20 protein-coding genes and 1 tRNA gene are annotated in these 18,137 nt (G+C 46.2%); 6 read left to right on the plus strand and 15 right to left on the minus strand.

Annotated features, from left to right (window positions below):
- Positions 1-22: 22 nt before the first annotated feature.
- From GGU45_RS04565 to GGU45_RS04590, 6 genes are all read right to left on the minus strand, one after another.
- A complete protein-coding gene (locus GGU45_RS04565; protein WP_435222428.1) occupies positions 23-535 on the minus strand; it encodes an NADH-quinone oxidoreductase subunit C in 513 nt (170 codons plus the stop codon).
- 96 nt (positions 536-631) lie between these two features.
- Complete coding sequence (locus GGU45_RS04570) at positions 632-1,213, minus strand: NADH-quinone oxidoreductase subunit B (protein ID WP_435222429.1); 582 nt, start codon at positions 1,211-1,213, stop codon at positions 632-634.
- Positions 1,214-1,298: 85 nt separating this feature from the next.
- A complete protein-coding gene (locus tag GGU45_RS04575; protein ID WP_435222430.1) occupies positions 1,299-1,691 on the minus strand; it encodes an NADH-quinone oxidoreductase subunit A in 393 nt (130 codons plus the stop codon).
- A gap of 120 nt (positions 1,692-1,811) precedes the next feature.
- On the minus strand, positions 1,812-3,551 hold the full coding sequence (locus GGU45_RS04580) for a tetratricopeptide repeat protein (protein WP_435222431.1): 1,740 nt from the start codon (positions 3,549-3,551) through the stop codon (positions 1,812-1,814).
- 59 nt (positions 3,552-3,610) lie between these two features.
- Positions 3,611-4,528 (minus strand): PstS family phosphate ABC transporter substrate-binding protein, encoded by a 918-nt coding sequence (locus GGU45_RS04585; RefSeq protein WP_435222432.1) that lies wholly within the window; start codon positions 4,526-4,528, stop codon positions 3,611-3,613.
- 4 nt (positions 4,529-4,532) lie between these two features.
- Positions 4,533-4,835 (minus strand): hypothetical protein, encoded by a 303-nt coding sequence (locus GGU45_RS04590; protein ID WP_435222434.1) that lies wholly within the window; start codon positions 4,833-4,835, stop codon positions 4,533-4,535.
- Between the two features lie 95 nt (positions 4,836-4,930).
- On the opposite strand from GGU45_RS04590, the gene GGU45_RS04595 reads away from it, so the two are divergent.
- From GGU45_RS04595 to GGU45_RS04615, 5 genes are all read left to right on the plus strand, one after another.
- Positions 4,931-5,572, plus strand: a complete 642-nt coding sequence (locus GGU45_RS04595) for a polysaccharide deacetylase family protein (RefSeq protein WP_435222436.1) — start codon at positions 4,931-4,933, stop codon at positions 5,570-5,572.
- 136 nt (positions 5,573-5,708) lie between these two features.
- On the plus strand, positions 5,709-6,473 hold the full coding sequence (locus tag GGU45_RS04600) for a TatD family hydrolase (RefSeq protein ID WP_435222437.1): 765 nt from the start codon (positions 5,709-5,711) through the stop codon (positions 6,471-6,473).
- A gap of 109 nt (positions 6,474-6,582) precedes the next feature.
- Positions 6,583-6,669, plus strand: a tRNA-Ser gene (locus tag GGU45_RS04605).
- Between the two features lie 4 nt (positions 6,670-6,673).
- Positions 6,674-6,901, plus strand: a complete 228-nt coding sequence (locus GGU45_RS04610; RefSeq protein ID WP_435222439.1) for a GIY-YIG nuclease family protein — start codon at positions 6,674-6,676, stop codon at positions 6,899-6,901.
- A 149-nt stretch (positions 6,902-7,050) separates the two neighbouring features.
- On the plus strand, positions 7,051-7,839 hold the full coding sequence (locus tag GGU45_RS04615; protein WP_435222441.1) for a sulfite exporter TauE/SafE family protein: 789 nt from the start codon (positions 7,051-7,053) through the stop codon (positions 7,837-7,839).
- A gap of 104 nt (positions 7,840-7,943) precedes the next feature.
- On the opposite strand, the gene tssD (GGU45_RS04620) is transcribed toward GGU45_RS04615, so the two are convergent.
- The 6 genes from tssD (GGU45_RS04620) to GGU45_RS04645 all read right to left on the minus strand — a co-directional run bounded on the left by tssD (GGU45_RS04620) (position 7,944) and on the right by GGU45_RS04645 (position 14,783).
- On the minus strand, positions 7,944-8,339 hold the full coding sequence (tssD, locus tag GGU45_RS04620; RefSeq protein WP_435222442.1) for a type VI secretion system tube protein TssD: 396 nt from the start codon (positions 8,337-8,339) through the stop codon (positions 7,944-7,946).
- A 95-nt stretch (positions 8,340-8,434) separates the two neighbouring features.
- Positions 8,435-8,824, minus strand: coding sequence for a type VI secretion system tube protein TssD (gene tssD / locus GGU45_RS04625; protein WP_090391434.1), 390 nt, complete (start codon positions 8,822-8,824; stop codon positions 8,435-8,437).
- 320 nt (positions 8,825-9,144) lie between these two features.
- A complete protein-coding gene (locus tag GGU45_RS04630; RefSeq protein ID WP_435222444.1) occupies positions 9,145-10,539 on the minus strand; it encodes a DUF5458 family protein in 1,395 nt (464 codons plus the stop codon).
- Positions 10,540-10,573: 34 nt separating this feature from the next.
- Positions 10,574-11,026, minus strand: a complete 453-nt coding sequence (locus GGU45_RS04635; RefSeq protein WP_435222446.1) for a hypothetical protein — start codon at positions 11,024-11,026, stop codon at positions 10,574-10,576.
- Positions 11,027-11,208: 182 nt separating this feature from the next.
- Positions 11,209-13,683: an ATP-dependent Clp protease ATP-binding subunit gene (locus GGU45_RS04640; protein WP_435222448.1), complete on the minus strand. Its 2,475-nt coding sequence runs from the start codon at positions 13,681-13,683 to the stop codon at positions 11,209-11,211.
- Positions 13,684-13,709: 26 nt separating this feature from the next.
- Positions 13,710-14,783 carry a PKD domain-containing protein gene (locus tag GGU45_RS04645; RefSeq protein WP_435222450.1) on the minus strand — a complete coding sequence of 358 codons (1,074 nt, stop codon included), beginning with the start codon at positions 14,781-14,783 and terminating at the stop codon, positions 13,710-13,712.
- A gap of 56 nt (positions 14,784-14,839) precedes the next feature.
- Between GGU45_RS04645 and GGU45_RS04650 the strand changes: the two genes are divergently transcribed.
- Positions 14,840-15,496 (plus strand): C40 family peptidase, encoded by a 657-nt coding sequence (locus tag GGU45_RS04650; RefSeq protein ID WP_435222452.1) that lies wholly within the window; start codon positions 14,840-14,842, stop codon positions 15,494-15,496.
- A 20-nt stretch (positions 15,497-15,516) separates the two neighbouring features.
- Here GGU45_RS04650 and tssO read toward each other — a convergent pair whose 3' ends face one another.
- The 3 genes from tssO to GGU45_RS04665 are packed head-to-tail and all read right to left on the minus strand — an operon-like array spanning position 15,517 to position 18,128.
- Complete coding sequence (gene tssO / locus GGU45_RS04655) at positions 15,517-16,029, minus strand: type VI secretion system TssO (RefSeq protein WP_435222454.1); 513 nt, start codon at positions 16,027-16,029, stop codon at positions 15,517-15,519.
- A 38-nt stretch (positions 16,030-16,067) separates the two neighbouring features.
- Positions 16,068-17,243, minus strand: coding sequence for a hypothetical protein (locus GGU45_RS04660; RefSeq protein ID WP_435222455.1), 1,176 nt, complete (start codon positions 17,241-17,243; stop codon positions 16,068-16,070).
- Between the two features lie 15 nt (positions 17,244-17,258).
- Complete coding sequence (locus GGU45_RS04665; protein WP_435222456.1) at positions 17,259-18,128, minus strand: TssN family type VI secretion system protein; 870 nt, start codon at positions 18,126-18,128, stop codon at positions 17,259-17,261.
- Positions 18,129-18,137 lie beyond the last annotated feature (9 nt).

Raw genomic sequence — 18,137 nt, forward strand, 5'->3', positions numbered from 1 at the left:
GATATTCAAAAATTAACCTGTTTTAAAAACCTGTTCTGCCAAACATCTCATCATCCTTGTCAATCCGGCTCTGGTCTTCCAGCGGGTATTCTTTCCGCATGGGAAAGTAGTCCATCTCTTCTACATTCAGGATCCGCTTCAGGTTGGGATGGCCAACGAAGTTTACACCATAAAAATCGTAGGTTTCCCGCTCCATCCAGTTGGCCCCGGCAAATAACCCGGTTGCCGTATATACATCCGGCTGCGCAATATCGGTAAATACTTTATACCGGACCCGCACATTCTCCCTCAGGTTGTGCAGGTGGTACACCACTGCAATTTCCTGCCCCTTATTATCGGGGTAATGCACGCCGCAGATATCTGTAAGAAAGCCGAACTGCAAAGTATCTTCCTCCACCAGGAAATTCAATACTTTGAGATTCAATTCCTTGTCGGAGCGAAATGTCAGCAGCCCATACGGCTCCTCAAAATCCGTAACCTGGTCTCCAAATTTCTCTACCAGCTTTTCCCTTATATATTCGTTGGTCAATGCCATTGTTAATTTGAAAATTATAAATTTGAAAATTTGAGAATGTTTTGAGGAGCTATTTATTAATTACCCTTCGCCGTATTTTCAAATTTTCAAATTGAATTATTGTATCCCGTAGCTTTCCAGCAATGCCTTATACTGTTCCCCGTTTCTCCTGCGCAGGCTCTCCCGGCCTACCAGGTCCTGGATGCGCATCAGTCCGTCTAAAATAGCTTCTGGCCTTGGCGGGCAGCCCGGAACGTAAACATCAACCGGCACCACCTGATCGATTCCCTGCAATACGCTGTAGGTATCAAAAATACCGCCGCTGCTGGCGCAGGCGCCTACGGCTATCACCCAGCGGGGCTCTGCCATTTGCAGGTAGACCTGTTTTACTACCGGTCCCATTTTTTTTGCGATAGTGCCCATTACCATCAGCAAATCGCACTGCCGGGGCGAAAATCCTACGCGCTCACTGCCAAAACGGGCAATGTCATAGTTGGCTCCCATCGTTGCCATAAATTCAATACCGCAACAGGAGGTTGCAAATGGGAGTGGCCAAAGGGAGTTCTTACGCGCAAGTCCTATAACACTGTCCAGCGTTGTTGCAAAAAAACCCTGTCCCTGGTGCCCCTCCGGCATGTTCGCCATGCTGATATCGGCTTCAAGCGGTTTTTTCTTAATATTAAATGATACCGGTCTCATAAAAATTTATGATTTATGATTTACGATTTATGATTGAAACATGCGCGAGCAAGTCCCAAATCAGAAATCCAAAATCAGAAATATGTTAATCCTCCCACTTCAGGGCCCCGCGTTTGATGATATAAATAAAGCCACAGAGAAAGAACGCCACGAACATCAGCACGGCATAAAACCCGGCCCAGCCAAGGTCCCTGAAATTTACCGCATAGGGGTAAAAAAAGATTACTTCCACATCAAATAACACAAAAAGAATGGCGGTGAGGAAATATTTGATCGCGATCGGCTGCCGGGCATCACCATGCGATTCAATACCGCTGGCAAAGTTTTGGAGCTTATCCGCCGTCTTTCTTTTGGGGCCCAGCAGGTGGGTAACGCCCATCAGGGTAACAATCATTCCTGCTGCAAATAAGATCTGTAATCCTATGGGCAGGTAAGAACCGGAACTGTCTAAATTCGTCTGTATCGCTAAGTTAACCATCTCAATTATGCAATAAGCAAAAATAAGGTAACCATTTAACAAATCCTTTTTTTAAGGGTTAAAAAGCAAACAGCCCCGAAAAAATCCGGAGCTGTTTTATAAGATACAAAATATGTTTTGCTATTTCTGACCACCCGTAGTATCCTTTTGGGGGGGCGCAGCACTTGTGGTATCCTTGGCTCCTGCCGCCTGGCCCGTCGGTTTGGCATTCATTTTACTTACCTGGTCAATTAATCCCTGAACCTGCTGTTTCACATTGTCATCGGGTGCATTTTGCAGCGCTATGTTCAAATATTTCAATCCGGCCTCGTAGTCCTTTTTCTCGTTTACAAAATAAGGGAACAAAACGGCCGCCGCACCAAAGGCATTGCTTTTTGCATTGGCAGATGTATCTGTTTTAGAGAATTCAACCAGTTTTTCCGCATCCGGAATCTTGATGTTTTTCGCATTGGTAGAATCAAAGAACGAACTGGTCCTGAAGGTCATAAAATAACCATAGGGGTGATTGTACTTCGTACGCATTACATCAAAATCCTTCCAGGCTTTTTCGTATTCTTTTGCCTGCAGAAAAGCATTTCCTGGCAACCAGAAATCATTTACCGTAAGTGACGCTGCGGGTTTAATTTCAGCAATTTTATTCAGCATATCCCCCTGCAAGCTGTATTGTTTTTTATCCGCAAAGAACTTAGCGGCTTCCTGCAGCATTTTTATCCTTCCGGAAACAGTGGTATCAGCTTTCAGGCCGTCTTCGTACGCCTGCATTACTTCAGCTTCCTTACCCGGAGTAGCTGCATAAACGGTTGCCTTCAGGTTATAGTCCATCGGGTCCATATCATCTTTATCTACTTTTGCAAAGTATTTTTCCATATAGGGCAGGGCCGATTTGGGATCGCCTTTGTCTACATAGCTCCAGGCCAGCAATTTATAAAGATTGGGTTTCGCCAGATCGCCCATTTTTTGCTCAATGCCGGTTGCGGAAGCAATTGCCTGGTCATATTTTTTGTCCAGGTAAAAGGTTTGTGCCTTATAATAATCATTCCAGGGGCTGGGATCTGAATTGGCGATGATTTTATCGGCCACTTCATTGGCGCCCTTGAAATCAAATGTACCTATCTTATACTCATACAATGCATCATAAGCAGGTACATAGGCCGGGTTGGCGGCAATCGCTTTATCAATATTCTTGAGATAAAGATCGTAGTTACGTTGCGATTTAAAGATCATCCCGTTTCTCAGGTATGCTTTTGCAAATGAGGGTTCTGCAGAAACGGCATCGCTGTAAGCGCTGAATGCAGCCGTACCATCGCCTGGTTTTGCCTTGCGGTAGGCATCACCCAGGTTGGTAAGAATATCGGCCCTTAACCAGTTGTTCTTTGTTTTTTCGGTTTCGGCCTTTGCCTCTTCCAGTTTTTGAACGGCATAATTGATATCACCGATCTTATCAATATTGTTATATTCTTTGGCAATAGCAGCTCCTACGGCATTCAGAATCTCCGGGTCGTTCCCCTTCCGGCCCTTGCTGGCGGCTAATGCTGCGTCAAAGCTTTGTTTTGCTTCATTGGCTTTCCCTGCCATCAGCTGTAACTGACCTTTTGCCACCAGCAGCCAGGCATCATTGGGTTTTGCCGCCAGGGCTTTGTCCAGCGCCTGCTGTGCACCCGCTTTATCCTGATTATCGATATTTGCACGAACAAGCCAGTAGGTAGCTTCCGGCTTATCGCCCTGCTTTTCAAAAATTGTTTTTGCCCCCAGCACTTTTCCCGAGTACAGTTCTTTTACACCATCCTGTATGGACTGCGCATTTACTGCTACCCCCAGGATTACGGTAAGTGCTAAAAGACGGAGTTTTTTGTTGATCATTTTCCTAATTTTATTTTACCAGTAAATAATAGATTTGTAAATATAGCCTTTTTTGACTTTTATTCTTTTGTTTGCGCCGGGCGAATAAGAAAACTCCGCCGCCCCGGCATTAAATAGGCCCGCTTAAAAATCAGCTGCCCGATCTCCCCCCCCACAAATTCTGCAAACCCTGTACCCAACCCCCTATGCCCTTCTTTTAATATATATACCAGGTTGCGCGTCATCGGATAGCGGCTCGTATAAATATTTGCCTGCACCGGTAAGACATACCTCCCCGGTTTATCGCTGCTTTCCAGTTGTACAATCTTCACTTTTTTTAAAAAACTTAACTGTTCCGCATCATCTTTATTCCCGATCCAGCTTACGCCGATAAAACCAATGGCATCGGGATGGCTGGCAACATATTCAATTACCGAATCGCTGGTATTGGCTCCCATTGCTTTAGCCGTCACTTTTTGTCCTCTTAATACGCTATCCAACAGGAAGCGCACCGTGCTGGTGGCAGATAACCCATCCAAAACAGGAGTCAGCGGCTTGGTATAAGTTCCGGTAAGAACCGCTTTTACCTCCCCCATTGTCAGCAGGCTATCCCTGGATGAAGGGTGAACAATTACGGCCACCGCATCCCGCGCAACCGGCAATTGCTTTACAACCAGGTGCAAGGAATCTACCACAGACCGAAGCTGCTCATCCGACAGCTCCACGGTAGAAATCACCATCCGGATGCTGTCGTTAAACAAATCCTTCATACACTCCGACTCCGGTTTATACTGAACATGGATCTTTGTACTGTCATTATTCGATTCGTATACCTGGATCAATGCATCTACAATGGGCCGGAATGACTCATCGGCACTGATGGTGATCGTTCCTTTTTTTGGGGTGTCCGTAAACTGCCGCACCGGCTCGCTTCCCGATGAACAGGCAACAATCAACATCAGCACCAACCCCCATATTACGAAACTGAACCTGCTCATTTCTCTATTTAAAATAATTTTTCCGGTACCCCCTGTAAATCCGCCAGGCTCCATAAACAACAAACAACGCACCTAACAGTATATCTATTGTGTCTGGCGGAAACCGTTTATTCAACGCCAGGTTAAACCGGTGCCGCACCAATAAAAATACGCCCACAAAAATAATCACAACGCCCATCGAATAATCCAGCACCGATCGCATTCCGGCAACCTGTTTGTGCCTCCGCCTTTCATAATCTTCGTTTGATTTTACAGTCATATCGTTGATGAGGAGCGGCAATTTATTGATTTTTCTAATTAGATACAAAATTTTAAAATTCCATAATACAACAACGTGGTGAAGAACTAAGTTCCTGTTAAAAACCGGTGCAGTCTGAATTAAACGTTATATTTATTGATTGTATGTATTTTGTAAAAACCCCCTGGCTGTTAAAACGTATTTATCCCCATTATACCTGGGATCAGCCGGCGTCCAAAAAAAAGATTTTCTTAACATTTGACGATGGACCACATCCGGTTGCCACCCCTTTTGTGCTGGAGCAACTGCGATTATGGGGAGCAAAAGCTACTTTTTTTTGCGTTGGCAAAAATGTGGTTGCGGAACGGCTGCTCTACGAAAGGCTCCAAAAAGAGGGGCATAGTATTGGAAACCATACACATAACCACCTCAACGGCTGGAAAACCGACACAAATACCTACCTTGAAAATGTGCAGCTGGCGGCTACTTATATTAACTCGGGCCTTTTTAGGCCGCCATACGGGCGCATCCGCAGGGAGCAGGGGCGCCTCTTGATACAGGGAGCGTTGGGCACCAGGTTCCGGATTATTATGTGGGATGTGCTGAGCGGTGATTTTGACAGCAGCCTGCAGCCGGAAAAATGCCTGAAGCATGTGCTGCAACATACCCGGTCCGGGTCGGTAGTCGTTTTTCACGACAGCGAAAAGGCATTTAAAAATATGTCTTTTGCACTTCCAGGGGTGCTGAAATACTTTTCTGAAAGGGGATTTACGTTTGAAGTATTGCAAGACGGACTTCAAAAATAAACAGGGCCTGGGTGAATACCCAAGCCCGATTTTTAATCCGTACCCTATGAAAACTTAGGGATGAAGATATATTGTTTTCAACACTTTGTCAAAAAAATATTGGCTAATATTGCCACTTTAACAAACCCGGGCAGTTATGCTTATTGATACGCATTCTCATATTTATAGCAAAGAATTTGATAACGACCGGGCCGAAATGCTCCGGCGTGCGTTTGATACTCCGGTTTCCACCATCCTGATGCCGGCCATTGACGGCGCAACCCATCCTTTGATGCTGCAGTTGGAGCAGGATTATCCCGGCCAATGCAGGAGCATGATCGGGCTGCATCCCTGTTCGGTAAAAGAAGATTACGAGGAGGAGCTCCATCAGGTTGAAGTCCTTTTAAAACAGCGTTCTTTTATTGCTATTGGCGAAACGGGGCTCGATTTCTACTGGGATCTGAGCTTTAAAGAACAACAGATTGAGGCCTTCGAGCGCCAGATCGCATGGGCGCTTGAATATGAACTCCCACTGGTGATTCATAGCCGGGAGTCGACGGATGCCTGTGTTGAGATCATTAAAAAATATACCCCCCGGGGACTGCGTGGAGTATTCCATTGCTTTGGGGGAAATATTTCCCAGGCAAAGACGATCATTGAGGAAGGATTTTACCTGGGCATTGGAGGGGTGCTGACCTTTAAAAAGTCGGGGTTAGACCAGGTTATGAAGGAGCTTCCCCTGGATCATGTTGTTTTGGAAACAGATGCACCTTACCTTGCGCCGGTCCCCTACCGCGGCAAAAGGAATGAGCCGGCCTATATTTTAAAGGTAGCACAAAAACTTGCCGAGGTAAGGGGGATGACCGTTGATGAAATTGCAACGATTACCGCTGCCAATGCAAAAAAATTATTCGCTTTATAGCAACAGATCCCGTATTTTTGCAGCCCTTATGATAAAAAGGGGGGATTACTGATGTACCCTCTAAATTTATCAGGATCTTTGGCAGAGAAAAATTGAAGTTCATATAAATGGAGACGTGTCCGAGTGGTTGAAGGAGCACGCCTGGAAAGTGTGTATACGGGAAACTGTATCGCGAGTTCGAATCTCGCCGTCTCCGCAACTTGAAAAACAACACCTGTTTTGTATACATTTTGCAAAGCAAGAAAGACGGATCTTTCTATGTAGGACAGTGCGAGGATTTGGACAGACGCATGTCCAGGCATTTTGATGGATTCAGTAAATACACCGCAGCTAAAAGCCCCCTCATACTGGTGTACTTTGAAGTTTTGCCCTCCCGTTCCGATGCCATTAAACGGGAACGCCAAGTCAAGAAGTGGTTGGCATTATAGGATGGAGGCAGGACCAGGATCATTATAAATAAGAAGCTTTTCATATATGGCCCGGGCCTAAAATTAAGAAAATTCACAACCTACTACCCCGGTAGGTTGCTTTTTCAAATGGGCTATTCTTCCGATATTGCAAAAATTTATCGTTCGAATTGGAAGTCATTGGTTATATATGTTCCTTGTTGATTGGTGTGTCGCTGGGCCTTATCGGTAGCGGTGGCTCTATATTGGCTATACCCATACTGGTCTATTTTTTCAAACTGACGCCGGAGCATGCCACAACGCACTCCCTATTTATTGTAGGCGTTACTGCCGCTATCGCAGTAAGAAACCATTACCGGTTTGGCAATCTTAAAATGAAGGAAGCGCTTTATTTTGCCATTCCTTCTATCATCAGCCTGGTGCTTTCCCGGAAGTACCTGCTGCCCTCCATTCCCGAAGTTATTGCATACCGGGGAGTACATATTACCAAACAGATGCTGATGATGCTGTTATTTGCGGTGCTCATGATTGCGGCGTCATTTTCAATGATCCTGCGTACACGATTCCGGCAGGCGCCGGGAAAAATATCGGTGATCCGGTTAATGCTGTTAGGTTCCGTAATCGGTATCGTTACAGGCTTTTTGGGCGCCGGCGGCGGGTTCCTGATCGTGCCTGTGTTAATCTTTTATGCTGGCATGAACATGCGGCATGCCATCGCTACATCGCTGCTGATCATTACCATCAATTCGCTGAGCGGATTTATTGGCGACCTGGTGAACAATGTGGCATTTGATAAACGGATCCTCGTAACCGTTGCAGCCACGGCCATCACCGGCATGTTTACCGGACTTTATTTTTCGCGGAAGATTGATGGCGAAAAATTAAAACCGTTGTTTGGCTGGTTTATTCTCCTGATGGGGCTTTTTATATTGGCTAAAGAATTATTCTTTAGTCGCTGATGGCTCTATTTTTGCCGGCTGCCTTACCACACAAGATCCGGCACTTGCCAGCAGCAAAGAACCTTTTTGAAAACATTTCATTTTTTGCGGGCCTTACCGGCTCATTACGCCTCGTCCGGCCAGTTATTTCTGTAGGTGGAGTCGTTTAGCTTTATTTCTTTGGCGCTCAATTTCATGGAGATTTGCATCGGGTAGTCTCCATCATGGTTATACGCCTCCTGATAATCGATGCAATGGGCATCACTGAATTTCAGGGTTTTCAATTTGCTCATACTGTCCCGCCGGTAAAAGACCACTTCTCCACTTTTGGTTTGTGTGGAACTGATCATCCAATCGAACAGGTTGGTATTCCCATTGCTTTCGATTGTAATATCAATAACGCCTCCCATTGGGATGGAGGTGGGGCGGTTGGTGCGGTCTGTTTCCTGGGAAAAACGGAAACGACAACTCAACACCATTAATTCCTCGCCATCGGCTGTAAATTTTGCTAGAAAAGACATAGATTACAGTTTAAATAACCCGACCCATACACTGGACCGGGTTATGATTCAAATTGAGGTAAAGGCTGCATCAGCCTTAGGAATTCTGGCCGGTATTAAACCGCCCATTGGTTTACATGAGAAGCATTACCCATTGAAATTTCTTTTGCAGAAATCGTAAAGGTTTCTGTGATGGGATTATCGCTGGTGGAATTAAAGTTCTCACGATACTGTACCAGGTATCCCTCCTTGAAGTTCAATTCCTTCATGGTCGCATCCGAGTCTCTTTTCGTGAAAACGATTTTACCGTCTTTTCTTTCGAAATTGTTGCACATCCATTCGAAGAAATTGGTTTCTCCGGTAGACTCAACGGTTAGCGTAATTTTCCCTCCGCGGGTGATGGATGACGGGCGACCCGTCGCATCTGTTTCCTGGTTAAGGGCATAGTTCATGTCAAGAACATTCACCTTTTTACCAGCCACGTCTAATTGTGCTTTAAATGACATAACTGTACATTTTAGGTTAAAAAATAAAAAGTATAAAAACTATAAATAAAAAAAACATGGTCTGGACGGGTGCATTTCAAATTGTCGCTGTCATGCTGAATTTATTTCAGCATCTAATACATATTGTCGTTCAATGGACCCTGAAACAGAAATAGATCCCGGGACAAGCCCGGGATGACATCTTGGGCGACATTGCGTTTATGGGAGTGCGACAATTTGAAATGCACCTATCTGAACATACAACAACCTCCTTCCGCTGCACTTCTTTGTTGTATGCGGTTTTGTTCCTTCTGGTAGCTCCTCAAAATTTCCTGCAACAATTACTTACCTTCCTGTTCGTACTTTGACATCCATTCAACACCATCGGGGTCTTCACCCTTCTGGCCTTCCAGCTTAATAAGGAACGTTTTAGCCGGAAAATAGGGCTTTAAGTGTATATCCAGGTGAATCCGGTCTTTTTGCACCGGATCCTGTTCAAATCTTTTGATGGTAAAATTCTCGATCAACTTACTGGGCCCTGTAATACCATCAAGGAACTTCACAATTTGAGAATTGAGCTCCTTACGGGTATTGGCATTAAAGTTTTCAAAGGCCCGGCGGTTCAGGAAGTCCATCATTACTTTGGCTACATAGTCAAATACCCGGACAACCGAATAGGTCTGCAACCCGATATTATCTCCGTTAAACAGGGTCTTCGCAGAAAAGGCCATTACCTTTCCATACTCTTTCGCCATTGGAATCAGGCCCAGTTTCTCCAACGATGCTATTTCGCTTTTTTTAAGATCAAATTTTACGCCATCCACTTCATTCATACTTCCGTATTTCTTCCCGGCGGTTACCTGCGACATCAGGGTATAATAAATTTTACCGGCCAGCGAGCTTGATGGCGGTACATACAGATGATCCTCTTCACCCACAGCATCTGCCTTTCCGCGGCCTACCAGCCAGTTGCAAGCCATGATCACGTTGGAGCGGTAAGGATCGCCTCCCGTCAGGTTAGCCGCCTCAAACAGCTCCATCACATCATCCGGCGTATCCAGGTTTTCAAAGTCGGTTACCAGCATCACTTTATTATCATGTGCAATCTTGGCCCATTTTTCCACGATCTTGTTGGAGCCCAGGTACCCCGGCAGCACCAGGATGCCATAGTTATTGCGCAGATCCAGCCGGTCGTAATTGTTAACCAACTCCGCCTGCACGTAGTCAATGAAGCGGGTATTGTCCAGATCCTTTAACTGATCCAGTTCCGCGTTCATGATCGAAATATTTTTAACCTTTTGATTTTCGGTATTCTTGTAAAAAAGGGCTACGGACCTGTACGACCGCTCCAATTCCCGGCTGCGTTCCAGGGCCTTTTTCAGGTTGGATTTTAATGTATTTTCAGCCGTCTCGGCTTTGTGTTCACAATCGCTCACCATTTCGCTGAGATCATCGGTTTTGCCCATGACATCGATCCACCACTCCAGTGTTTTCTTCAACTCGGCCCTGTCGGCTTTTTTTGAGGATTCTTCCAGAAAAATTTTTTTCCGCGCTTTACGTTCGGGGTTCAGATTCTGTATACTATCGATTGCTGATTCCAGCAGGTCAAAGCCACCCAGCCGCGCCAGGGCCTGTAAATGGGAATCCAGCGAACCCGGTTCCCGGCTCTCCGGTTGTTTATATTCTTTCTGAAGGCTTTGTTCCTGCGGCGTTAGATTATTTTGTGCAGTTGTCATATAAGTTAATCAAAAAAAGGTCAATAAAAAATCATTATTTTGAACCATCCAACTCCTGTATCAGCACATTTAATGCGGCCAACAGGTTTTGCTTGGTTTCTTTATCGGCCAGGGCCTGTTTTAATAATTTATTGGTCTTAAGCTGCTTTACAATTTTCTGATACTGCTGGCGCTTCATATCCAATTCACTCAGGTAGGCGCTCTGACCGGTGATACCATTGGCGCCAAAATCGCTCAGGCCCTTAAAATGCAGCTCTTCCCGGCGGGTAGCCCCTTCTTCGGTTTCAAAGTCCATGGAAACAGCTGGTGCAAAATGATTGAACACTGCATCAATATTGGTTAGCCCCTGCACAATTTCAGGTTTAACAGGAGGTAGATCGGTCAGTTTTTCCGCTAATAAAACACGGTTTTGAGGTATATCTGCAAAAGCTTCAAATGCGTCTGTTTTTACTTCCGTACCACCGATACCATAAGGTTCTAAAGGCATAGCTATGATTTTTACAGGTTCATAAATTTTAATCTGTTAAAAGGGCACTGCTCAAAATTTACATGGCTGGTTTACAATTGACGTATTTTTCTGAGTCAGCTCTGTTCAAAAATAATGATAAAATTCAAAAAAAATCAAAAAAAATAATGATAATCTGGTAATAAATAATTATTAAATATCATCTACCCCGGCAGGTTTTCCCATACCAGCTCCTCTTGCATGAGCGTTAATCTTGCTCCGGTGCCAGGCGGCAGATCGCCTGAAATAATTTTTTTTGACAGGGGTCTCCGGATCTGGGAGCGAATGACCCCATGAAGCGGGCGCGCACCATATTCGGGGGTAAAACCCATTATTGCCAGTTTCTTTTTAGCCTCGGGCGAGATCTCAATGCGGATCTGCTGCTTTTCAAGCGCTGCATACAATGATTTGAGGTTGATATTGAGGATGCGCTCCACCATTTGCTCCTTCATAGGCGCAAACGGCACAACCTCAGTAAGACGCCCCAGAAATTCGGGCCTGAAGTGGTTACTCATAATATTAAGCAAGCTTACCGGGTCCGGCGGAGCCTGGGTAGTATCAAAGGCATCAACCACATGTTTACTGCCGATATTGGAGGTAAAAATGACCAGTGAGTTGGAAAAATCGCCCTCTTTGCCCAATTTATCGTGGATCTTTCCTTCATCCATCAGCTGGAGGAAAATATCAAAAACAGACTGGTGCGCTTTTTCGATCTCATCAAACAATACTACGGAATAGGGTTGCTGCCGGATCTTATTGACCAGCAGGCCCCCTTCTTCGTAACCTATATATCCCGGAGGAGCGCCGTACAGCAATGCCGCAGAATGTTCTTCTTTAAATTCAGACATATCAAACCGGATGATATTGGTTTCATCCTGGAACAGGAAATCGGCCAGCGCCTTGGCCAGCTCCGTTTTACCGGTTCCTGTGGGCCCTAAAAAGAAAAAACAGCCGATGGGTTGCCCGGGTTTGCCCAGGCCCGCCCGCGATTCCAAAATGGATTCGCTGATGATCTTTATCGCATGATCCTGGCCCACTACCCGCTGCCGGAGGATTTCTTCAATATTCAACAACCGCTCCTTTTCCTGCGCCTGTATCTTTCCGAGGGGGATGCCTGTTTTATCGGCTACAATGGAGATTACATCATTTTTATCCAGTTCTGTACGATCCTGTTCTACCAGAGGTTTCAGTGTTTCATATACCCGGTTCAGATAAGTTTGAATTTCTTCCGTGGTTTTCATGACCATGGGGTCATCTGATGTAGGCACGGCACTCCAGATCACCGGGCTCATTCCGTGCTTCAGCTGCTGGTAATGCCACTGGTATTCCGTCAGTTCCCCCGGCGTCTCTGCTGCTTTCAGGGCTTCATATTCCGCTTTGCGGTGGTCCAGCAGAGATATACCGGTATCTTTTACCAGGCGCAGCGCTGCCATGGACCGGTCGGCCAGGTCGATGGCGGCATCCGGCAGGCGGCGATCCTTGATGTACCGTTTTGCCAGCCGGATAGATTCATGCAGGGTTTCATCCGGGGCGCTGATCTTGTGATGGGCTTCGTACAACGGCATTACCACTTTCATCATCCGGAAGGCAGTAAGGGGATCCGGCTCCTCTACAGTAAGTGTTTCAAACCTTCTTGCAAAAGCCTCATCGCGCTCAAAATTTTTCCGGTATTCATCGATGGTGGTAGCACCGATAATGGTAATGGCCCCCTTGGCCAGTTCGGGTTTGAGCAGGTTGGCCGCTCCCGAAAAAGGTCCGTTCTTATCCAGCAATACATGAATCTCATCGATAAACAAGATGCCTTTTTCAAATTGTTTTATTTCACTGAGTACTGATTTCAGACGTTCTTCAGTTTCTCCTTTATAGGAGGCTCCTGCCGCCATAGCACCATTGTTCAACTCAAAAACGCGGGCATTTTTCAGGAAGGCAGGTACCTGACCCTGCTGAATAGCAATGGCAAAACCATCTACCAATGCGGTTTTGCCCACTCCCGGTTCGCCCACCAGCAGCACATTGGGTTTGGTGCGCCTGCTCAGAATTTCGGCCATCATTCGTATTTCCTGCTCCCGGCCAATGATGGGGTCCAGCTTGTCCTCAGCAGCCATCAGGGTCTTATCGATACAGTACTTTTGCAGTGCCTGCCGCTTTCCTGCCGTGGCGCCCTCTGCGGGATTCTGTGCGGCCTGCTGCAGTTCATTGAGCAGCCGGGCACCCCCGGCAGAAACGGTAGCCAGATCAATCACTTGCTGCCGCTGCAGGGGAAACGTTTTCAGCTGGTCAAAAGAGAAGGCGATTCCAGGTGTGCTTACAGAGGCCAGCACATGGACCGGTTCAACCCTGTCATTGCCGGTTTGCAGCCGGATATGATCCGCATCATCCAGCACAGCTGCAATATCATCTGCGGCCGGAATGTCGTCCCTCAGGGTGGCTGATTTCGGACAGGCTTCGATACGGACATCCGCCCAATCGGCAAGGTAATAAACATCCACATCGGCCTGTACCAACAGGGGATCCAGCTCCACATCCTTGTGCAGCAAGGCCTTCAGCAGGTGTGCTCCCGAATAGCGATTATGCCTGTTTTCCTTAGCAATAGCCCTGGCAATCTGTGTTGCTCTTTCAAGCGTTTTTGAGAGTTCCATTGGGTTGGTTAATTTGAAAAAATATTTTAAAGATCCCTCCAGGACATGCCCAGCATACCCGTCTTCACTTTCCCGATTACGTCTATCTTATTTACGCAATTGTTCTGTTTGTTTTTGTACAAGGTAGTGGTCAATGACAGCTTATCGCCTTTTTTAACCGCCGCCACTTTTTGGAAAAATTGCTGAAAGGTAGTAGCCTTCCCGTTCAGAATAACGGTTGTGTTCATATTGCCCTCACAAAAATATTTGCTAAAGGCGCCAATCGGCCGTTTTCCTCCGGCAGAACTCCGGAGCAGCTGGTTAAAGTCTGCCGCGGCCACATCGGGGTACATAACCACCGGTTCGGGGGTTGGCGTTGGAGCAGACTGTACCGGTGTACCGGGATTGAGCTGTTGTGGCAGGGGCGCGGTTTGCGGATCATCATTTACCCGGGGCCTGATCACCGGACCCGGAGTGTTAGCTGCCGTCCTGGGCAGCTCCGCCGGTGCTTTGGGCGTTACAAAAATTTTTCGCACCAGGGGTGTTTTCATATTGCCATTGATAACCACGGAAATTGTCTTCCAGCCAGGCGTTTTATAGGTATAATACTGGTTGCGGAGGTTGCCATCCACATTTGCGGTTTCGCCAAACCGCCACTCCCAGCTGCTGGCTCTTGAAGAAGTGTCTTTGAAGAGTACCGGCACATCCACCTCTGCGGTAGCGGGCATTACTACTTTTGCAATTAATGTGGAATCAATGATCTCCGGGGCATCATAAATGGTAATGGTCTTGTATTCCGTGCACTTCCCGTCTGCAATCAGCGTAATGGTATAATCGCCGGGGCTGTCGAAAGAATGCATCACGGAGGCAACTTCGGTAACGCTTCGCTGGTTATCGCCAAAATCCCAGTGCAGCCGTTTAAAATCGCTGGCATCGGTTTCAAACCGTACAATGGCACCTACACGAAGGTTGGGGCCTACTGTCTTAATCATGAAATCCGTACAGGGCTTGTAATTTTTAAACCGCACCACAAAAGCCAGAGAGGCCAGGATGCATACCGCTAAAAGCGTGATGATCACATTATCATCCAAACGAAAAACCATAAATTGTTTTTTCTGCATAAAAATGGTTTTGCGATTTTCAATTTTTTTTTAATTTAAGGACTTAATTTTGCTACATGTTACCACGAAAAATATTCGGCACCTTGTTAATCACCCTGATCCTCTCCAGTTGTTCACTTTTCAAAAAGCCTGTTGCCCCGGACTACAGCACTTCCCTGTACATCAACAACAACCTTCCAGACCGCAATAGCTCCGGTACGGTCAGTGCAACACCAGTAAACCATGCGGGCAAGCCTGCGGTATCAAGGGCTGACTCACTGCTGAAAGATAAATATGCCCGGTACCTGCAGGTGCCGGCAGACAGCATCACCAACCTGCGTCTTTACCGCTTTATTGATGAATGGCTGAATACGCCGTATCAGTGGGGCGGCACAACAAAGCGGGGGATCGACTGTTCGGCGCTGATGCAGCGCCTGCTCGCAGAGGTATATGATATTTATATCCCCCGGACTTCCTATCAACAATATTTTACTGATAATGTAGAACGCTTTGCCCGATGGGAATCATTGGCAGAAGGCGATCTCATCTTTTTTAAAACCATACCCGGCAACCCCATCACCCACGTGGGCCTGTATTTGGGCAACGGCCGGTTTGTAAACTCGGCATCGAGGGGGGTTACCATCGAAAATCTTCGCAAACCTTACTGGACGGAACGCTATGTGGCATCCGGCCGGTTAATTGTTAACAGATCCCGGAAAGTAGCAAAAAATTAAGTCAAAGAACAGCCCCGCGTTTAACGGGGGGTAGTTAATAAATTATTCATCTGGGTGCGGCAATCTGTAAGATCCCGGCTCAGTTGTGCATTATCCGTTTTGAGCTTTTCCAGTTCGGCCGGCATATCACCGATATCCGTTATTTTGTTGGTAGCCTCCAGGTAACGCTGAAATACATCAATTACATTCGTGTTTAACCGGGAGTACATGCTGCTGTCTTTATACTGCAGGTTATTTAATGTGCGGATCTTTTCCATGATAAGAGAGTTCAGATATGCTTTCTGAACACCCGGCTTTCTTAATGAATCGATCAGGTTCTTTGTTTCATCCATCGTTTGTACAAACCGATCCTGTGCCGCCTCCTGCAGTTTTAAATTATTCAGCTGCTGCCGCATCATCCGGTTATCTTTTGTTGGCACCGTGGTATCAAAATAAAAGGCCAGCAATACCAGCCCTATAGCCAGAATAAACAACAACAAAAACTTCCAGAAAGCCTGCTGGCGCTCCTTTGCATTGATAACTATTTGCGACATTTTTCTTCTGTTTTTAAATTCCAGTTAATGATAAAGGATTAGTCCGCCAGGAAAAAACCGCGTTTTCTTGCCTGCACTTCTTCTTCGGGTACCACCAGTTTTTCTTTTACAAAAATTCCGGTTTCTTTTTTCTTACCGATATAATCCAACGCGGCAAGATTGGTGAACAACTGCAAGATCAACGCACAGAATTTTACATTTTTATCGATACCCTGCCGGATGTTCAGATGATCATAGCGGTAGTTGGTGATACCGGTAATTTCGTCTTCCAGCTCGCCCTGGTTCACATTGCACCATTCCGTAAAGTAATTGATCATTTCTTCTTTTGCCGAGCCGGTATAGATATCAATGGCATTCTTGATGGTCCGCGCCAGCCCCGAAACCGAAGCCACCAGGTTCACCGGCGGCCCGTACAGTACATCATGCCGGTAACTGCCATAGATCCGGGAAACATAGAACAATACTTCCTCGCTTAGTTTGCGCACGGGCTCAATCAGTTCATTTTGCTGATTTTTTTGCAGGATCTTTTGCAGGATCTGCAATGCATTCAGCTCCATGCGGCCAAAGAACTGTTCCGTTTCCGCATGATGCTGAATCAGGCTTTCATGGCTGTTTACCGCCGTACAGGGAGGCAGATAATCCTCCTCCAGTGATACGGACTGATCATGAATAAGCACTTTGCCTACCGGAAGCTGAAATTCGCCCAGCGTATTGAGCGATGTATCGGCTACCGGGAGCAGCGATACCGTATAGGCGGGATCAGTAAAAGGCAGCCTGATGGGCTGTTCTTCCGGATTGGCCGCTCCATAGGGCACCGGGTTATACGGATCCAGCGAGAGGATTACATAGAAGGCCTCCGATTTTCCCTGCAGTTCCTTAAACGGCACGCTAAGCCCGGGAATCTTTGCGCCGAGCTGGTTGGTACTGCCGGCAGAATCAGCACTTAACCTGATCACATAGCCGCCCCGCGTTACAGCGGTGCAGGACATGACACGCACGTTTACATGCTGCATATTGTCAACGCTTACCCATATCCTAGGCGGTTCAATTGCAGTACTCATGGGCAGCAGGCCGTAATTATGATCATTTAAGAAAACGGTATTGCTGAGTGCCTGCTGAAAAACAGTGGCATAGTGCTGGGCAATAAAGTGATTCTTGTTGATCTTCATCCCGTTTACCCAGTTTACGGGTTTGTATTCTTGTGTGCGATTCATATCCTTTATATTTTATCAGGAAACCCTGGAACAAATAATAATATCGTTTTCTTTTACTTTATTAATAAATATGGTCCGTTCGGGGTCTATATATTTTGTAAATAAGGTATACCATCTGGGCTTTTTAAAAAAAATCCAACCGGAAGATTCGCCTTTATCATTGATATAGACGATACTGGAGCCGGGGTGGCGTTCATTATAATCATTGATAAAATAATAGAACAGCTCACCAAACTCCATATCAACAGGCGCCTTGGCCCGAAAGTTGGTAAAATGCTTATCGGTTCCTTTTTTATAAAATTCAAAACTGATGACCAGCAGGTTGCGCAGTTTCTTTTCATCCACCTCCGCAATTTCCATGTGGGCGGGATACTGCCATTGTTTGAGGATCTTGAACGGAATGGCAACGGCCTGCCGGTAGGTATAATAAACGATCAGCGGGATAAAGAAGATGACACCCGAGGTCACCATGGTAACATCCATATCATCTTTGCGGAACAGCCGGTACGTCATCATAAAACAAAGTCCTCCTATAAACAGGATAGCAAGTGTAAGGAAAACTTCTGCCCAGCAGGTCTTTTCATTCACCCATTTCAACCTTGTGGTCAGCGTGTATACATGAAGGATCCCCAGCCACAGGAAGAAGAACTGGAAAAAGAGGAATTGCTGTGTATTGCTTTCAAGAAACCGGAACCAGGAAAATAAACCAATGATAGCGAACCCCGCAGCATACAGTAAAATATAAAACACGGTGGGCTTGGTAAAGGGCTTAAAACTCCCTCTTATTTTTGAAACGATCAGCCCCATGATCACAGACATGCTGATAAAGCTGATCCCCAGGTAGGGCAGCGCCGATTTTAAAGATGGCGAAAACCAGTTTTCCATTTATTTCTG

Source organism: Niabella hirudinis (assembly GCF_051201075.1).
Taxonomy (GTDB): domain Bacteria; phylum Bacteroidota; class Bacteroidia; order Chitinophagales; family Chitinophagaceae; genus Niabella; species Niabella hirudinis.

What these genes read in the sequence shown, in the direction of transcription:
- GGU45_RS04565 (WP_435222428.1), bottom strand. Translation starts at nt 535, where the DNA reads ATGGCATTGACCAACGAATATATAAGGGAAAAGCTGGTAGAGAAATTT.
- GGU45_RS04570 (WP_435222429.1), bottom strand. Translation starts at nt 1,213, where the DNA reads ATGAGACCGGTATCATTTAATATTAAGAAAAAACCGCTTGAAGCCGAT.
- GGU45_RS04575 (WP_435222430.1), bottom strand. Translation starts at nt 1,691, where the DNA reads ATGGTTAACTTAGCGATACAGACGAATTTAGACAGTTCCGGTTCTTAC.
- GGU45_RS04580 (WP_435222431.1), bottom strand. Translation starts at nt 3,551, where the DNA reads ATGATCAACAAAAAACTCCGTCTTTTAGCACTTACCGTAATCCTGGGG.
- GGU45_RS04585 (WP_435222432.1), bottom strand. Translation starts at nt 4,528, where the DNA reads ATGAGCAGGTTCAGTTTCGTAATATGGGGGTTGGTGCTGATGTTGATT.
- GGU45_RS04595 (WP_435222436.1), top strand. Translation starts at nt 4,931, where the DNA reads ATGTATTTTGTAAAAACCCCCTGGCTGTTAAAACGTATTTATCCCCAT.
- GGU45_RS04600 (WP_435222437.1), top strand. Translation starts at nt 5,709, where the DNA reads ATGCTTATTGATACGCATTCTCATATTTATAGCAAAGAATTTGATAAC.
- tssD (WP_435222442.1), bottom strand. Translation starts at nt 8,339, where the DNA reads ATGTCTTTTCTAGCAAAATTTACAGCCGATGGCGAGGAATTAATGGTG.
- tssD (WP_090391434.1), bottom strand. Translation starts at nt 8,824, where the DNA reads ATGTCATTTAAAGCACAATTAGACGTGGCTGGTAAAAAGGTGAATGTT.
- GGU45_RS04630 (WP_435222444.1), bottom strand. Translation starts at nt 10,539, where the DNA reads ATGACAACTGCACAAAATAATCTAACGCCGCAGGAACAAAGCCTTCAG.
- GGU45_RS04635 (WP_435222446.1), bottom strand. Translation starts at nt 11,026, where the DNA reads ATGCCTTTAGAACCTTATGGTATCGGTGGTACGGAAGTAAAAACAGAC.
- GGU45_RS04640 (WP_435222448.1), bottom strand. Translation starts at nt 13,683, where the DNA reads ATGGAACTCTCAAAAACGCTTGAAAGAGCAACACAGATTGCCAGGGCT.
- GGU45_RS04645 (WP_435222450.1), bottom strand. Translation starts at nt 14,783, where the DNA reads ATGCAGAAAAAACAATTTATGGTTTTTCGTTTGGATGATAATGTGATC.
- GGU45_RS04650 (WP_435222452.1), top strand. Translation starts at nt 14,840, where the DNA reads ATGTTACCACGAAAAATATTCGGCACCTTGTTAATCACCCTGATCCTC.
- tssO (WP_435222454.1), bottom strand. Translation starts at nt 16,029, where the DNA reads ATGTCGCAAATAGTTATCAATGCAAAGGAGCGCCAGCAGGCTTTCTGG.
- GGU45_RS04660 (WP_435222455.1), bottom strand. Translation starts at nt 17,243, where the DNA reads ATGAATCGCACACAAGAATACAAACCCGTAAACTGGGTAAACGGGATG.
- GGU45_RS04665 (WP_435222456.1), bottom strand. Translation starts at nt 18,128, where the DNA reads ATGGAAAACTGGTTTTCGCCATCTTTAAAATCGGCGCTGCCCTACCTG.